This window comes from Streptomyces sp. TBY4 (assembly GCF_024213195.1).
Lineage (GTDB): Bacteria > Actinomycetota > Actinomycetes > Streptomycetales > Streptomycetaceae > Streptomyces.
On the sequence record NZ_JANAVF010000004.1, the window covers coordinates 61,059 to 74,930 of the forward strand.

11 protein-coding genes are annotated in these 13,872 nt (G+C 73.2%); 2 read left to right on the forward strand and 9 right to left on the reverse strand.

Annotated elements, in window-relative coordinates; translation table 11 throughout:
* Positions 1-13 precede the first annotated feature (13 nt).
* From NLX94_RS10990 to NLX94_RS11010, 5 genes are all read right to left on the reverse strand, one after another.
* Positions 14-1,081, reverse strand: a complete 1,068-nt coding sequence (locus tag NLX94_RS10990) for a C40 family peptidase (RefSeq protein ID WP_254382474.1) — start codon at positions 1,079-1,081, stop codon at positions 14-16.
* Positions 1,082-1,221: 140 nt separating this feature from the next.
* Positions 1,222-1,575, reverse strand: coding sequence for a hypothetical protein (locus NLX94_RS10995; protein WP_254382475.1), 354 nt, complete (start codon positions 1,573-1,575; stop codon positions 1,222-1,224).
* Between the two features lie 24 nt (positions 1,576-1,599).
* Positions 1,600-2,256: a class F sortase gene (locus tag NLX94_RS11000; RefSeq protein WP_254382476.1), complete on the reverse strand. Its 657-nt coding sequence runs from the start codon at positions 2,254-2,256 to the stop codon at positions 1,600-1,602.
* A 108-nt stretch (positions 2,257-2,364) separates the two neighbouring features.
* Positions 2,365-2,889 carry a hypothetical protein gene (locus NLX94_RS11005; protein WP_254382477.1) on the reverse strand — a complete coding sequence of 175 codons (525 nt, stop codon included), beginning with the start codon at positions 2,887-2,889 and terminating at the stop codon, positions 2,365-2,367.
* A gap of 332 nt (positions 2,890-3,221) precedes the next feature.
* Positions 3,222-4,286: a C40 family peptidase gene (locus NLX94_RS11010; protein WP_254382478.1), complete on the reverse strand. Its 1,065-nt coding sequence runs from the start codon at positions 4,284-4,286 to the stop codon at positions 3,222-3,224.
* A gap of 159 nt (positions 4,287-4,445) precedes the next feature.
* Here NLX94_RS11010 and pcrA point away from each other — a divergent pair, with 159 nt between their 5' ends.
* The gene (pcrA, locus tag NLX94_RS11015; RefSeq protein ID WP_254382479.1) at positions 4,446-6,974 is read left to right on the forward strand and encodes a DNA helicase PcrA; all 2,529 of its coding nucleotides are present in this window, start codon (positions 4,446-4,448) and stop codon (positions 6,972-6,974) included.
* A 98-nt stretch (positions 6,975-7,072) separates the two neighbouring features.
* Here the strand turns inward: pcrA and NLX94_RS11020 are convergent, their stop codons facing one another.
* Together NLX94_RS11020 and NLX94_RS11025 are read right to left on the reverse strand one after the other, a co-directional pair.
* The gene (locus NLX94_RS11020) at positions 7,073-8,743 is read right to left on the reverse strand and encodes a M23 family metallopeptidase (protein ID WP_254382480.1); all 1,671 of its coding nucleotides are present in this window, start codon (positions 8,741-8,743) and stop codon (positions 7,073-7,075) included.
* Positions 8,744-8,814: 71 nt separating this feature from the next.
* Positions 8,815-9,582 carry a triacylglycerol lipase gene (locus NLX94_RS11025; RefSeq protein WP_254382481.1) on the reverse strand — a complete coding sequence of 256 codons (768 nt, stop codon included), beginning with the start codon at positions 9,580-9,582 and terminating at the stop codon, positions 8,815-8,817.
* Between the two features lie 182 nt (positions 9,583-9,764).
* On the opposite strand from NLX94_RS11025, the gene NLX94_RS11030 reads away from it, so the two are divergent.
* Complete coding sequence (locus NLX94_RS11030) at positions 9,765-10,172, forward strand: cobalamin B12-binding domain-containing protein (protein ID WP_243333486.1); 408 nt, start codon at positions 9,765-9,767, stop codon at positions 10,170-10,172.
* 432 nt (positions 10,173-10,604) lie between these two features.
* Here the strand turns inward: NLX94_RS11030 and NLX94_RS11035 are convergent, their stop codons facing one another.
* Both NLX94_RS11035 and NLX94_RS11040 read right to left on the reverse strand, forming a co-directional pair.
* The gene (locus NLX94_RS11035; protein WP_374683933.1) at positions 10,605-12,191 is read right to left on the reverse strand and encodes a DUF5691 domain-containing protein; all 1,587 of its coding nucleotides are present in this window, start codon (positions 12,189-12,191) and stop codon (positions 10,605-10,607) included.
* Positions 12,192-12,386: 195 nt separating this feature from the next.
* A complete protein-coding gene (locus tag NLX94_RS11040) occupies positions 12,387-13,808 on the reverse strand; it encodes an SWIM zinc finger family protein (protein WP_254382482.1) in 1,422 nt (473 codons plus the stop codon).
* Positions 13,809-13,872 lie beyond the last annotated feature (64 nt).

Below are 13,872 nucleotides of genomic sequence, written 5' to 3' on the forward strand. Positions count from 1 at the left end.
GCCCCGACCCCGGTCAGGCGGGTCGCGAGGCGCCGGCCCAGGGCATCGAGTCCACCGGCGCGACGCGCACCGTGGAACCGGGGCGCGGGGCGTGGATCATCTGGCCGTTGCCGATGTACAGGCCGACGTGCGTGACGCCGGAGTAGAAGAACACCAGGTCGCCGGGGGCCAGCGCATCGCGGGAGACCCGCCGCCCCGCGTTGATCTGCGTGTAGGTGGTGCGCGGCAGCGACACCCCGGCCGCACGCCAGGCCGCCTGGGTCAGACCGGAGCAGTCGTACGAACCGGGGCCGGTCGCGCCCCACACGTACGGCTTGCCGATCGCCCCGTGCGCGAACGCCACCGCGCGGGCCGCGCGGGAGCCGTCGGCGGGCGGCGGAGCCTGGGCGGCGGGGCCGGCCGGTGCGGGGGCGCTCGGGGCGGGACCGGCCGAGCGGGCCTCGTAGGCCGCCCGCTCCTCGGCCGTCAGCTTCGCGAGCAGCCGCTGCGCCGCGGTCAGCTTCTCCTCGATCTCGGCCTTGTGGCCCGCGAGTTCGCCCTGCCGGGCCCGCAGTTCGGCGAGCCGCCCGGCGGCCTGCTCCTTGAGCTTCCCGACCTCGTCGAGCCCCCGCCGCACCGCCGAGATGTCGGCCGCGTTCCGGTTCCCGGCACGGGTGATGAGGGCGGCCCGGTCCAGGTATTCCTGCGGATCGTCGGACATCGCCAGCTGTACGGCGGCGCCCAGGGTGCCGCTGCGGTACTGGGTCGCGGCCAGCGAACCGAGCGCGCTGCGGGCCGTGTTGAGCCGGTCGGTCTTGCGGGCGGTCTCGTCCCGCAGCCCGTCGAGCGCGCGCTGCGCCTCGTCGGCCTTCTCCTTCGCCCCGTTGTACCGGTCCGTCGCGGCCCCGGCCTCCTCGTAGAGCCGGTCCATCTCCGCCTTGACCTGTGAGGGCGTCGGCTGCGGATCGGCGTGGGAGGTGCCTTCGAACGCGGTGGCGGTGGCAGCGCCCGCGAGGGCGAGGGTGGCGGCGGTGGTGCGTGCGGTGCTCCGTGCCGTGCCGCCGGTGAGCGGGCGCTGCCTGGGCTTTCGATGACTGGCCACGAGGGCCTCACGTCCTTCCTCCGACGGTGCTTGGGGGAGGACGCTAGACCCGAAGGTAACGGGGAGATGACGAGATGATCGAAAGTGTCCGCACGTGACCGGACCTGGGCGGGGGAGTGGCGCTCGATGGCCTTCCGGTGTCAGCGCCAGAGAACGGCGATGAAGATATTGACCATCGTCAGTCCGCCGACCGCGCCGAACAGTGCCTTCTCCACCCGCTCCTCGTCGCGCTTGACGTACACGATCGCCAGGATCGCGAAGAGGATCGCGAGCTTCACGCCGATCTTGATGTTGTTCACGGTTCCGCCGTCCATCTCGCGGAAACCGACGAGCAGGACGCCGGTGACGAGCATGGTCAACGCACCGTGCAGCATCGCGGGCACGAAGCGGGCGGTGCCGGCGCTCATCGCCTTCATCTGGGTCAGGAACCCACCGAGGAGCGAGGCGATCCCGATGATGTGCAGGCCGAGGAAGACATTGATGAGTACGTTCATGGCGACGAGCCTAGGCGGTGGTCATCAGCGGATCTCCGTCAGGCGGGCGAAGACGACCACGTTGCCGTCGTAGCCCTCCTTCTTCGAGAAGCCGCCGCCGCAGGTGATCACGCGGAGCTCGGGGGAGCCCTTGGGGCCGTAGACCCGCGCCGCCGGAAAATCGTTCTTGCCGACGACCTCGATGCCGTACACCGTGAACACGGCGGTACGGCCGTCCTGCCGGTCCACCTCGATGTGCTGCCCCTGCTTGAGCGAGCCGAGCGTGTAGAAGACGGCCGGTCCCTCCTTGTTGTCCACGTGACCGTCGATCACCGCCGTGCCCTGGGCCCCCGGGGCGGCGGAGCCTTCGTACCAGCCGGCCAGGTTCCGGTCCTCCGGCGGCGGGGCGTCCACCCAGCCCTCGGCGTCGAGTCCGACCCGGGTGACGGGGGCGTCGACCCGTACGGCCGGAATCCGGATCCGGGTCGGCGGCGAGGCCTTCAGCGGCTGCGGGGCCGGCGGGAGGCGGCGGGCGGCCTCGTCGTGGACAGGGTCGCTGACCAGCACGGAGGCCTGCGCGGGCTGCGGCGGACCGCCGTTGAGGTCGAGCCCGTTGGTGAGGAGGAACGTGCCGCTGAGGGCGACCACGGCGACGACGCCCCAGCCGCCGCGAGGCTTCGTACGCTCCTGGGGGCGGGGCATGGCGCGTGCTCCTTCGGTGGTGCCGGAGATTCGGCGGGCGGTACTGGACCGGGCCCGTCCGGTCGCCAGGGGCAGGTCGGACGGGCCCGGCGGTCAGGGGGACGGCGGTCAGGCGTTGTCGCCCGCCCGGCGGCGCATCAGGAACACGCTGCCGCCGAGCGCACCGGCCAGCAGCGCGGAACCGACTGCGATCTCGGTGCCGTTCAGCCCGGCGGCGCCGCCGCCGAGGCCGGCCTTGACGCCCTTGGACGGAGTGGTCGTACCGGTGCCGGTACCGGTCGAGTGGCCCGCGACCGTGAGGGTGGTCGTGCCCTTCTCGCCCTTGCAGTCGAAGGTGACCTCGTACTGGGCACCCGCCTTGGCGTCCGCGTCCACCGTGGCGGTTGCGGACTTGCCCTCGTTGAGTTCGACCGAGTCGAAGACGCCGGAGGAGACCTTCACCAGCGGTTCCTGGCAGTTGGTGGCGTTCAGCGTGACGGTGCCGCCCGGGGCGACGGTGGTGGGGGAGACGGTGAAGCCGAAGGACGTGACGTTGGGCGTGGTCCCGCCGTCATTGGCCGAGGCGATCGGCGCGGCGAGCGCGACGGCGGCGGTGGACAGCAGGGCTACGGACGCGACACGTATGGAACGCATGGTGAATCCTCCGGGTCCCCGAGGCGCAGCCGCGAACAATTTGTCCGCAAAAGGCAGGAAATGCTCCTCGATGTGCTAGACGCTAGGTCCGGTTGGCGGAACCTGCGAATCGAACGGCACGAACGGACCAACGGTGGGAGTGAGTTGGGGGGCGCCGCGCCAACTCCTCTGATACAGACGGTGAGCGGCACGCCGGGCAGGCCGGCCGCGTGGTGGCGCTGAGTGACGGACACGCCGACGAGGCGGCCAACGGACGCCGATGGACGGATCCGTGGCCGCCGAAGGCCGGTACGAGGCGGCTGCGGCGGGCCGGGGCCCGGCTGCCGGCGCGCTCACCCCGGCCGGACGCTCCCGTAGATCGGCTGGTAGAAGACGGAGTCCTCGCGGACGGAGGTGCCCGGCCTCGGTGCGTGGATCATGCGGCCGCCGCCGATGTAGATCCCCACGTGGCTGATGTCCGCATAGAAGAAGACCAGGTCCCCCGGGCGCAGCGCGCTCGTCGCGATCCGCGGAGCCGCCTTCACCTGGTCCCAGGTGGTGCGCGGCAGCGCGATCCCCGCGGCCCGCCAGGCCGCCTGGGTCAGGCCGGAGCAGTCGTACGAGCGCGGGCCGGTCGCGCCCCAGACGTACGGTTTGCCCAGCTGGGCCCGGGCGAAGGCCACCGCCCTGGCCCCGGCCGCCGACGCGGGGCCGTCCGCGGGCCGCGTCCCCGGGGCGGCCGGGGTCCGGGGGGCCAGGGCCTGCGCCCGTTCCGGCGCGGTGAGCCGCGCGAGCAGGGCGTTCGCCTCCGCGAGGCGGGTCTGCACCTCCTGCTTGCGCCCGCGCAGCTCCTCCTGTGCCTGCTCCAGCTCGGAGACCACCACGGCCGCCTCCCGGCGTTTGCCGGCCGTCTCCGCCCGGGCCCGCGTGTACTGGGTGAGCAGTGCGTCCTCGCGGCCGCCGAGCCGGTTCAGCAGGTGGGTCTGGGCGAAGAAGGCCTGCGGATCGTCGCTGAGCAGCAGGGTCGCGGTCCCGCCGAGGCCGGCGGAGCCGCGGTACCGGTCGGCGGCGTAGCTGCCGAGCAGCCGCCGGGCCTCGTTCAGCTTCTGGGTGGTGGCCGCCACCTGGTCCATGAGCGCCGACAGCAGGGCCCGCTGCTCCGCGGTCCGCCCGGCCGCCGCGTCGTAGGCCTGGGTGGCCGTGCCCGCCTGCCGGTGCAGTTCGTCCACGCGGGTCCGTACCTCCTCCACCGAGGGGCGGGGCGCCGGCGCCGCCGCGGCCTGGTGGGGGAGGAGCAGGCCTAAGGAGGAGAGGGCCGCGGTCGTGACGACCGCGGTGGGGGCGTGCGGATGTCTTCGGGTGCGCGGCTTGCGGTGGTGGGGGGAGGGATGGGACGAGGGGAATCCGTACGTGTACACGGGCCGGCACCTCCTTCCGGTTGGCGGAGCACGCTAGCGCCGGAGGGAGTCCCTCGGAAGGGGTCGGGAGCGGTCCGCAGGGCATATGCCGCCGGTCGGGACCGCGATTTTCCGGGGGCGGGACCGGCTGTCGGTCCCGCCCCCTAGACTCGGAAGGCGATGAGCAGCCTCTTTGACGACAGCTTCCTGGCCGACCTCTCCCCCTCCGAAGAGGTCCCCCCGCCGCCCGAGGACCACGCCGCCCCCGAGGCGGGCGCGGACGACCTCTTCGGGGGCCGGTTCGACGTGCCCATGAGTGGGGACGCCTACTACCGGGACGGCGCCCCGCGGCCCGTCATCGATCCGGCGGCGCTCCTGGACGGGCTGAACGAGCAGCAGGCCGCCGCCGTGGTGCACGCGGGCTCGCCGCTGCTCATCGTGGCCGGCGCCGGATCCGGCAAGACGCGCGTGCTGACGCACCGCATCGGCCACCTGCTGGGCGCCCGCGGCGTCCACCCCGGCCAGATCCTCGCGATCACCTTCACCAACAAGGCCGCCGGTGAGATGAAGGAGCGCGTCGAGGGCCTGGTCGGCCCGCGCGCCAACGCCATGTGGGTCTCCACCTTCCACAGTGCGTGCGTGCGCATCCTGCGCCGCGAGTCCAAGCGGCTCGGTTTCACCTCCTCCTTCTCGATCTACGACGCGGCCGACTCGAAGCGCCTGATGGCACTCGTCTGCCGCGACCTGGACCTGGACCCGAAGAAGTTCCCGCCGAAGGCGTTCAGCGCCAAGATCTCGAACCTGAAGAACGAGCTCATCGACGAGGACGCCTTCGCCGGGCAGGCCGCCGACGGTTTCGAGAAGACCCTCGCCCAGGCGTACGCGATGTACCAGGGGCGGCTGCGCGAGGCCAACGCCCTCGACTTCGACGACATCATCATGACCACGGTCCACCTCCTCCAGGCCTTCCCGGAGGTCGCGGAGCACTACCGGCGCCGCTTCCGGCACGTGCTGGTCGACGAGTACCAGGACACCAACCACGCCCAGTACACGCTCGTGCGCGAGCTGGTCGGCACCGGCTACCCGGACCTGCCGCCCGCCGAGCTGTGCGTCGTGGGTGACGCCGACCAGTCGATCTACGCCTTCCGCGGCGCGACCATCCGCAACATCCTCCAGTTCGAGGAGGACTACGCGGACGCGACCACGATCCTGCTGGAGCAGAACTACCGCTCCACCCAGACGATCCTGTCCGCCGCCAACGCGGTCATCGAGCGCAACGAGAACCGCCGCGCGAAGAACCTGTGGACCGAGGCCGGCAGCGGCGCCGTGATCACCGGCTACGTCGCGGACACCGAGCACGACGAGGCCCAGTTCATCGCCGACGAGATCGACCGGCTGACGGACGCGGGCGACGCGAAGGCCGGCGACGTCGCGATCTTCTACCGGACCAACGCGCAGTCCCGCGTGTTCGAGGAGATCTTCATCCGCGTCGGACTGCCCTACAAGGTCGTCGGCGGCGTGCGCTTCTACGAGCGCAAGGAGGTCAGGGACGTCCTCGCGTACCTGCGCGTCCTGTCGAATCCCGAGGACAACGTCCCGCTCCGCCGGATCCTGAACGTGCCCAAGCGCGGCATCGGCGAGCGCGCTGAGGCGATGATCGACGCGCTCGCGATGCGCGAGAAGATCACCTTCCCGCAGGCGCTGCGCCGGGTCGACGAGGCCTTCGGCATGGCCGCCCGCTCGACCAACGCCGTCAAGCGCTTCAACGTGCTGATGGAGGAGCTCCGCACCATCGTCGACTCGGGCGCCGGCCCGGCGGTGGTCCTGGAAGCGGTCCTGGAGCGCACGGGCTACCTCGCCGAGCTCCAGGCCTCGACCGACCCGCAGGACGAGACGCGCATCGAGAACCTCCAGGAACTCGCGGCCGTGGCGCTCGAATTCGAGCAGGCGAGGGAAGCGGCGGCGGCCGAGGCCGCCGAGAACGGCGCCCCGCCGGTCGGCCCCGGCACCCTCTCCGAGTTCCTGGAGCAGGTCGCCCTGGTCGCCGACTCCGACCAGATCCCGGACGAGGACACCGACGGCAACGGCGTCATCACCCTCATGACCCTGCACACCGCCAAGGGCCTCGAGTTCCCGGTGGTCTTCCTGACCGGCATGGAGGACGGGGTCTTCCCGCACATGCGCGCGCTCGGCCAGACCAAGGAACTGGAGGAGGAGCGCCGCCTCGCCTACGTCGGCATCACGCGGGCGCGCGAGCGCCTGTACCTGACGCGGTCGAGCATGCGCAGCGCCTGGGGCACCCCCTCCTACAACCCGCCGTCGCGGTTCCTGGAGGAGATCCCGGCCGAGTACCTGCAGTGGAAGCGGACGGGCGCGGCGCAGAAGCCCGCGGGCCCGGTGCGCGGCTCGGGGTACGGGTCCTCGGGCACGGGCGGCGGCGGATCGAAGGCATCCTTCGGCACCTCGCCCGAGGCCTTCCTGTCCTCGTCGCGTACGAAGTCGGGCCCCTCGGGGTTCGCGACGCGGCGGGCCGCCGACAAGCCGGTCATCACGCTGGTGGTCGGGGACCGGGTCACGCACGACCAGTTCGGGCTGGGCACCGTCATGGAGGTCAGGGGAGCCGGCGCGGACGCGCAGGCCACCATCGACTTCGGCGACGAGAAGCCCAAGCGGCTCCTGCTGCGCTACGCACCGGTCCAGAAGCTCTAGAGCGGCCCGGCCCAGGGACGCACGACGGCCCGCCCCGAGGGGGCGGGCCGGACGCTTGGTGCTGAGTGTTCGGTGCCTGGTGCCTGTGTTGCCCGGATCTAGTTCGGGTTCAGGCCCTTGGAGCGCAGCCATGCCGCGGGGTCGACCGGGGAGCCGCCACCCGGCCTCACCTCGAAGTGGAGGTGCGGGCCGGTGGAATTGCCGGTGTCGCCGGAGTACGCGATCACGTCGCCGGCCTTGACCTTGCCGGACCGGATCTTGGCGCTGCTGAGGTGGCAGTACCAGGTCTCGGTACCGTCGGGCGCGGTGAGTATCACCATGTTGCCGTAGGCGCTGTTGAACTGGCTGCGCACGGTGCCGTCGGTGGCGGCCATGACCGAAGTCCCGTAGCCGACCGGGAAGTCGATGCCGGTGTGCACGGACATCCAGTTGACGCCCGCCTGGCCGTAGCCGGCGCTGAGGCCGTGCCGGGCGACGGGGAGGGCGAACTTGGGGCGGGCCGCTTCCTTGGCCGCGGCCTCCTCCGCCTTCCGCTTCTTCTCCTCGTCCTGGCGCAGGCGCAGGTCGATGCGTTCCTGGGTGCGGCTCGCACGGTCCGCGAAGTCGCCGGCGTCGGCGCTGAGCGCGGTGAGCTGGGTGTCGAGCTTGCTGTTCGCGGCGACCGGCTTGATGGAGGCCGGGTCGGGCGCGGCCAGGGTGGTGGTGTCCTCGGACTGCTTGTCCGCACCGGTGAGCCCGCCCACGGAGGCGGCCGCCACACCGGCGACGCCCATCACGCAGGCCGAGGGAACGGCCACGGTCAGCAGCGCGGACCGCTTGGCCGGGCTGCGACGGCTGGTGTTGGCGCCGGCCTTGGCGCGACCAGCCTTGGCGACGGTCTTCGAACCGGGCTTGGCACCGGACTTGGAACCGGCGCGCCGCGAGGGGCGCGGCTCGGCGGGCGCGGCCGGGGTGACGGGCATGGCCTGGGTGGGGAGGTCGTGCACTTGGACGTCCGCGTAGGCCTCGTCGGCGTACGTGCCGTCGGCCTCGTCCCCGGCGTCGGCCTCGTCCCCGGCGGGGACGAACTCGAAGACGGCGGTCTCGGTGTAGGAGGCCCCGGCCCCGGCCCCGCCCTCGGCCGAGGGCGGGGCGTAGGCCTCGTACCCGTAGGCGTACTGCTCCTGCGCCGGCTCGGCGGCGGGCTGCTGCTGCTCGTACCCGGCGTATCCGTAGGTCTGCTCGGAGGCCGTGTTCCAGGCGGTGGCGTCGTAGGTGCCGGTCTCGGTCCCGTAGCCGGGGACCGACCAGTGGCCGGTCTGCTCGGCGGAGGTCTCGTAACCGAAGGCGGTGGACTGGTAGTCCAGGGAGACGCCGCCCTGGGTGGGGACGGTCGACAGATAGCCGTCGTGGTTCTCGAAGCCGGTGTATCCGTCGACGGGCTGCTGGGCGTAGCCGTTCTGGGGGGCGCTCCACGCGGTGGTGTCGTACGAGCCGGTGTCGTAGGAACCGTAGACGGCGCCGTAGTTGTAGCCCTGGCCCTGTGTTTCATAGGGCGTGAACGCTGAATCGCCAGCGAAAGTGGTGGTGGAAAGGCCGTCGTACCCGAAATCGGGGTACTGGCCCGACGAGGGGCGGTCGTTCACCAACTTCTCTTTCGCCTCGGCAGCGGGGGGCCTGGGTGGCCGAGGAATGTGGGGTCCTCGGAGGAGAGCAGTGGCGTGACTGTACCCGGCGGTTACACGCAACGACAATCTTCGGCGGCTTTTGTGCTCGGCGGAACCGGGCATTCGGCCGCCTTTCGGTCGGCTGTAGACCCACCCTTGGCCTTGAGTTCGAAAGATGTTCGACTGGCTGTCCGTCAGGCGACGGAAGAGGCACCGGGGTGCGGGAGGGCGGGCCGGGGTCCGTCGAGCGCCCGCCGGACCGCCGCGATGACGGCGGGGTGCACGGGCAGGGCGAGATGCCCGATGCCGGTGACCTGCACGTTCTCCACGAGCAGGTCCGGGTGGTCGATACGGGCCGTCCCGGTCGGGTCCATCAGCTCGTCGAACTCGCTCCAGAACGCCACGCACCGGGTCCGGCAGCCGGGCGCGGGGGCGTGCAGCTCCTTGAGCACCTCGGAACCCGGACGCATCTGCCGGACCAGGGGGTGCGCGTCCATGAAGGGCGCCACGCGGGTGCCGGAATGCGGGGTGCCGAGCGTGACGAGCGTGCGGACGCGCGCGTCACCGCCGAGGCGCTGGACGTAGTACCGCCCGACCAGTCCGCCGAGGCTGTGCCCCACCAGGTCCACCCGGTCCTGCCCCGTGCGCTCGCACAGCTCCTCGACGCGGCGGGCGAGATGCCGGGCCGTGACGCGCAGGTCGCGGGTGAAGGGGGAGTAGTTGTACGCCTCCACCTGCCGCAGGCCGCCGGCCCCGAGGGCGCGGCGCAGCAGGACGAAGACGGAGCGGTTGTCGGTGAACCCGTGCAGCAGCACCACCGGCGGCCGCGCATGGCCGGCGGCGGTGGCGGGTCGCTCCGGCTCCTGCAGTACCCCGGTGGGATACAGCAGGAGGTGCCCGCCGAGCACGAACGCTTCCAGTACGCCGGCCCGCAGCGCGGCCCCGGACAAGCTCATCCCCATGGACCGCCCCCCAGGTCCTCTTCTTGATCGGGACCGGGGCGAACGACCGCCCCGTGCCGTGCGGCTGTCGGCGCGGAGCGGTGGAACGCCATCCCACGTGTGATTTCCCCCTCCCGGTTGACCGCGAAACGGGGGTGTGCGCGATGCTGTACTTAACGTTCGTTCACTCGGGAGGCAGTGCGATGGGTGTGACCGGTCCGATCCGTGTGGTGGTGGCCAAGCCGGGCCTCGACGGCCACGACCGAGGCGCCAAGGTGATCGCGCGGGCCCTGCGGGACGCGGGCATGGAGGTGATCTACACCGGCCTCCACCAGACCCCCGAACAGATCGTCGACACGGCGATCCAGGAGGACGCCGACGCGATCGGTCTCTCGATCCTGTCGGGCGCGCACAACACGCTGTTCGCGCGCGTGCTGGAGCTCCTTGCGGAGCGCGACGCGGAGGACATCAAGGTGTTCGGTGGCGGCATCATCCCGGAGGCGGACATCGCTCCGCTGAAGGAGAAGGGCGTGGCCGAGATCTTCACCCCGGGCGCGACCACCACGGCCATCGTCGACTGGGTCCGCGCCCACGTCCGCCAGCCGGCGTAGCCCGTACCGGGGCCGAGGGCACCTCCGGCCGCTCCGCCGCGCGCGGGCACCGCTACCGCGGCCCGGCCCCCGCACCCCTGCGCCTCAAACGCCGGCGGGGCTGGGCGTGCCCTGAGGTCCGCCTGCCCGCGCGGCCGCCGCTGCGCTGTGCCCTTCCGGGCGCCGCCCGGACCAGCTCCTCAAACGCCGGAGGAGCTGGATCCGGGCCGGCCTCGGCCTGCGCGTGAACGTCGGTGGGGCTGGGGCATCCAGCCGTCCGGCGTTTGAGGACCGGGGTCTGGGGCGGAGCCCCAGGGGGTTCGGGCGGGGCCCGGTAGCCCCTCCCAGCCCGTCCGGCGTTTGAGGACCGGGTCAGGGTGGGGCCCTGGGAACGGTGGAAGGGTGGGTCGGGGACTTTGCCCCGCAGGGCTGCGCCCCCCGGCGCGCCGGCTGTCAGGGCGGTGGGGTCAGTTCTGCGTGCAAGGCTGCTCGCAGGCGCAGGGTGGCGAGCAGTCGCTGGAAGGCCTCCGACCAGTACGCCGCCGCACCTCCCTCCTCCACCGGCTCCTCCACCAGCACCTCGAGCCGCCCCGCCTCCGCAGGATCAAGGCACCGCTCCGCCAACCCCATCACCCCGCTGAAGCTCCACGGGTAGCCCCCCGCCTCCCGCGCGGAGTCCAGCGCCTCGATCACCGCTCCCCCCAGCGCCCCCGCCCACGGCACCACGCACACCCCGAGCAGCTGGAACGCCTCCGACAGCCCGTGTGCTCGTATGAACTCCGCGACCCACGCCGCCCGTTCCTCCTCCCCGAGGGTGGACAGGAGCTTCGCCCGCTCCGCCAGCGACGCCGTCGCCGGGCCCGCCGCGGGCGACGCGGACGCAGAGCCGAGCAGGGCCTGAGACCACGCGGGGTCGCCCTGCCGGACCGCGGCCCGGCACCAGGCCGCGTGCAGTTCCTCCGCCCAGCCCTCGGCCACCGGCAGGGCCACGATCTCCGCCGGGCCGAGCCCCCCGAACCGGTCCCGCCAGCACGACAGCGGCGCGGACTCCACCAGCTGCCCCAGCCACCAGGCCCGCTCCCCGCGACCGGCCGGCGGCCGTTTCACCACGCCGTCGCGGAGCATCCCCGCGTCGCACTCGGCCGGCGGAGTCACCCCCTCAGGGCCGACGCAGGCGAGCGCCCGCTCGGCCATCCGTGCGGCCAGCGCCGAGGTCGGCAGCGCCGACAGCAGCTCGGCGGCGGTCGCCCGGACATTGCGGCTGCGGTCGCCCAGCGCCGCTTCCAGGAAGGGTTCGTCGCCCGCGGACAGCCCCACCCGCAGGGAGTCGAGGAACATCAGCCGGTCCTCGGCCCGCTCGGTGCTCCAGGTGGTCTCCAGCAGCCGCGGTCCGGCGGCCGCCTCGTGGGCCCGTACGAGGCCGAGCAGCGCGACCCGCTCCGCGAACAGCCCCTCCTGCCACAGCCGTTCCACCGCCACGGAGTCCTCCGCGTCGGGCAGTTCGCCGGCGCCCCCGGATCCCCCGCGCAGTGCGAACCGCCAGTCCGGATTGAGCCGGGCGAGCCACAGTCCGCGCGGCCCGGCCAGGGCCAGCGCCTGCGGCCGGAGGTCGGTGCGGGCCCGCGCGACGTCCAGCAGCGCGGGTACGAGCGAGGCCGGGGCCCGGTAGCCGTGCCGGCCGGCGGCGGCCAGCCACTGCGGCAGCAGCTCCGTCAGGTCCGGGGCGGCCCCCCGCCGCCCGCTGCCGCTGCCGGCACCGGCCCGGCCGGCCAGCAGCTGCGCGAGCCGCCGCCGGGCCGGCTCCGGCGGTTCCGGGCGCGGGTCGCGCGGCGCGGGCTCGGGCCGGGGCCCCGCCTCGGCGGGTCTCAGCCCGGCCCGGCGCCGTACCGTCTGCAGGGCCGCTGCCCCGAGCAGGGCCTCGGGACTGCCCCGGCGCCGCTCGGTACCCAGCAGCGCGGCGGCGACGAGGTCGTCCCAGCTCCCGTCCCCGTGGGCCGTGGCCGTGGCCGTGTTCGGCGCTGTGTTCGTCGTCGTGGTCACCGGATCCCCTCCCTTTCCTTCGTGTGCCGTGCCCTGCTCCGGTCCCGCCCCCTCCGCGGGACCGGAGCAGCTCGATCGAACTGCGGCCTCTGACTGCGACCTCAACTGGCGTGGTTGTCGTCCACGAAAGCCCCCCGGCTCACTCGTTCCGAATGCGTCGGCGCCCCCGCGCCGCCGCTCTCCCCCTGCGCCCGCTCAGCCCAGCACCACCGGCTCCGAGGAGTCCGGCTGCCAGGCCGTCAGCGGGGTGAATCCGCGGTGTCCGCATTCGCCGAACACCGTCAGCGGGCCGCCGCCCGAGAGCGCGGCCAGCTGCCACAGCCCGGAACCGGGCCGGCTCCCGGCCCCGGTCAGGGGCACGGGCAGGGCGGACGTCCCCTCCGCGTCCGCCAATTGCCAGGCCTCCGCGGCCTCTTGTCCTCCCTTTCCCCCGTGTCTTCCTCCGTGTCCTCCTCCCGGTATCGGCACCACCGGGCCGAGCACCACCGGCCAGGACTCCAGCCAGGGGTCCTCGCGCAGTGCCGCGCCGTACGCCTCCAGTGCCGCTCCCGTGCTCACGCCGGTGGGCGCGGCCGGGCACGGCGCGGGCGGGGCGAACCCCTCCCCGAGATCCGCCCGCAGCCCCGCCGAGCCGGGCCGGAAGCGGGCTTCCGCCTCCAGCACCAGTCCGACGGGCAGGGCCAGCCCCGGCGGTCGCCCGGGCGGGCCGAAGTCCAGGACCAGGGCCGGCCGGCCGCCCGTCAGCCCGCGCAGCCATGTCCGGCGGGTGATGAGACGGCCGTCCGGAGACGCCGTGTCGTACTGGGCCAGCACGAGCCAGCGGTCCCGTACGGCCTCGCCCTCCGTCCGGGGCTGCAGTCCCAGACGGCTGCGGACCGTCGCGGCCAGCGGCTCCGGCAGTCCGGAAACCCCCAGCCAGGCCCGGTCCAGCAGGTGCAGCAGCGCGGCCTCCTCCAGCATCCGGGCGGGCCAGCCGGTGCCGCAACTGGGTATCGTCCCCAACTCCCTTACCCGTGCGGCCAGTCCGGGAGCCTGGGCGTCGACCATCCGGGCGGCGGTCTCCTCCCAGGCCGCGTATCCCGCGCGCTCCTGACCTGCGAGGCCGTCGCGCACCAGGTCCGCCAGCCGCTGTTCCAGCTCGGTGACGCCCGCGCTGATCCGTGCCGCCCGCCGCTCGGCCCGCTTGCGGGCCGCCTCCGCGTCGGCCGGCACGGCCCGGCCGGGCCCCCCGGCGGCGGGCCGTGCGGCCTTCTCCGCCCGCGCCGTGAGCCACTCGGCGGCCCAGTCCGGAGCCTCGGCCTGATCGCCGGCCGGGGTGCCGGCCGGGGTGCCGAGCCCCTCCGCGGCCCGGAGCAGCAGCAGGCCCAGCGCGTGCTTGCACGGGAACTTCCGGCTCGGGCAGGAGCACTTGTAGGCGGGCCCGGACAGATCGACGACCGTCCGGTACGGCTTGCTGCCGCTGCCCTTGCACAACCCCCACACCGCACCGGAAGCGGAACCTCCGGTCTGTGACCACGGCCCCGCACCGCCGAGTCTGGCCCCCGCCTTGCGTGAGGCGTCGTCAGGAGCCAGAGCCAGTACCTGTTCCGCTGTCCAGCGGACCCCCTGCTCAGTCATGTGTTCCACCGTAGAGACCCCCACTGACAATCGCCCTGACCTGCAACAACACATCTCCCGGGGG

Excerpts from the sequence above, each read along its gene's own strand:
- NLX94_RS10995 (WP_254382475.1), bottom strand. The coding sequence starts at position 1,575 with ATGAACGTACTCATCAATGTCTTCCTCGGCCTGCACATCATCGGGATC.
- NLX94_RS11000 (WP_254382476.1), bottom strand. The coding sequence starts at position 2,256 with ATGCCCCGCCCCCAGGAGCGTACGAAGCCTCGCGGCGGCTGGGGCGTC.
- NLX94_RS11005 (WP_254382477.1), bottom strand. The coding sequence starts at position 2,889 with ATGCGTTCCATACGTGTCGCGTCCGTAGCCCTGCTGTCCACCGCCGCC.
- pcrA (WP_254382479.1), top strand. The coding sequence starts at position 4,446 with ATGAGCAGCCTCTTTGACGACAGCTTCCTGGCCGACCTCTCCCCCTCC.
- NLX94_RS11020 (WP_254382480.1), bottom strand. The coding sequence starts at position 8,743 with ATGCCCGGTTCCGCCGAGCACAAAAGCCGCCGAAGATTGTCGTTGCGT.
- NLX94_RS11025 (WP_254382481.1), bottom strand. The coding sequence starts at position 9,582 with ATGGGGATGAGCTTGTCCGGGGCCGCGCTGCGGGCCGGCGTACTGGAA.
- NLX94_RS11030 (WP_243333486.1), top strand. The coding sequence starts at position 9,765 with ATGGGTGTGACCGGTCCGATCCGTGTGGTGGTGGCCAAGCCGGGCCTC.
- NLX94_RS11040 (WP_254382482.1), bottom strand. The coding sequence starts at position 13,808 with ATGACTGAGCAGGGGGTCCGCTGGACAGCGGAACAGGTACTGGCTCTG.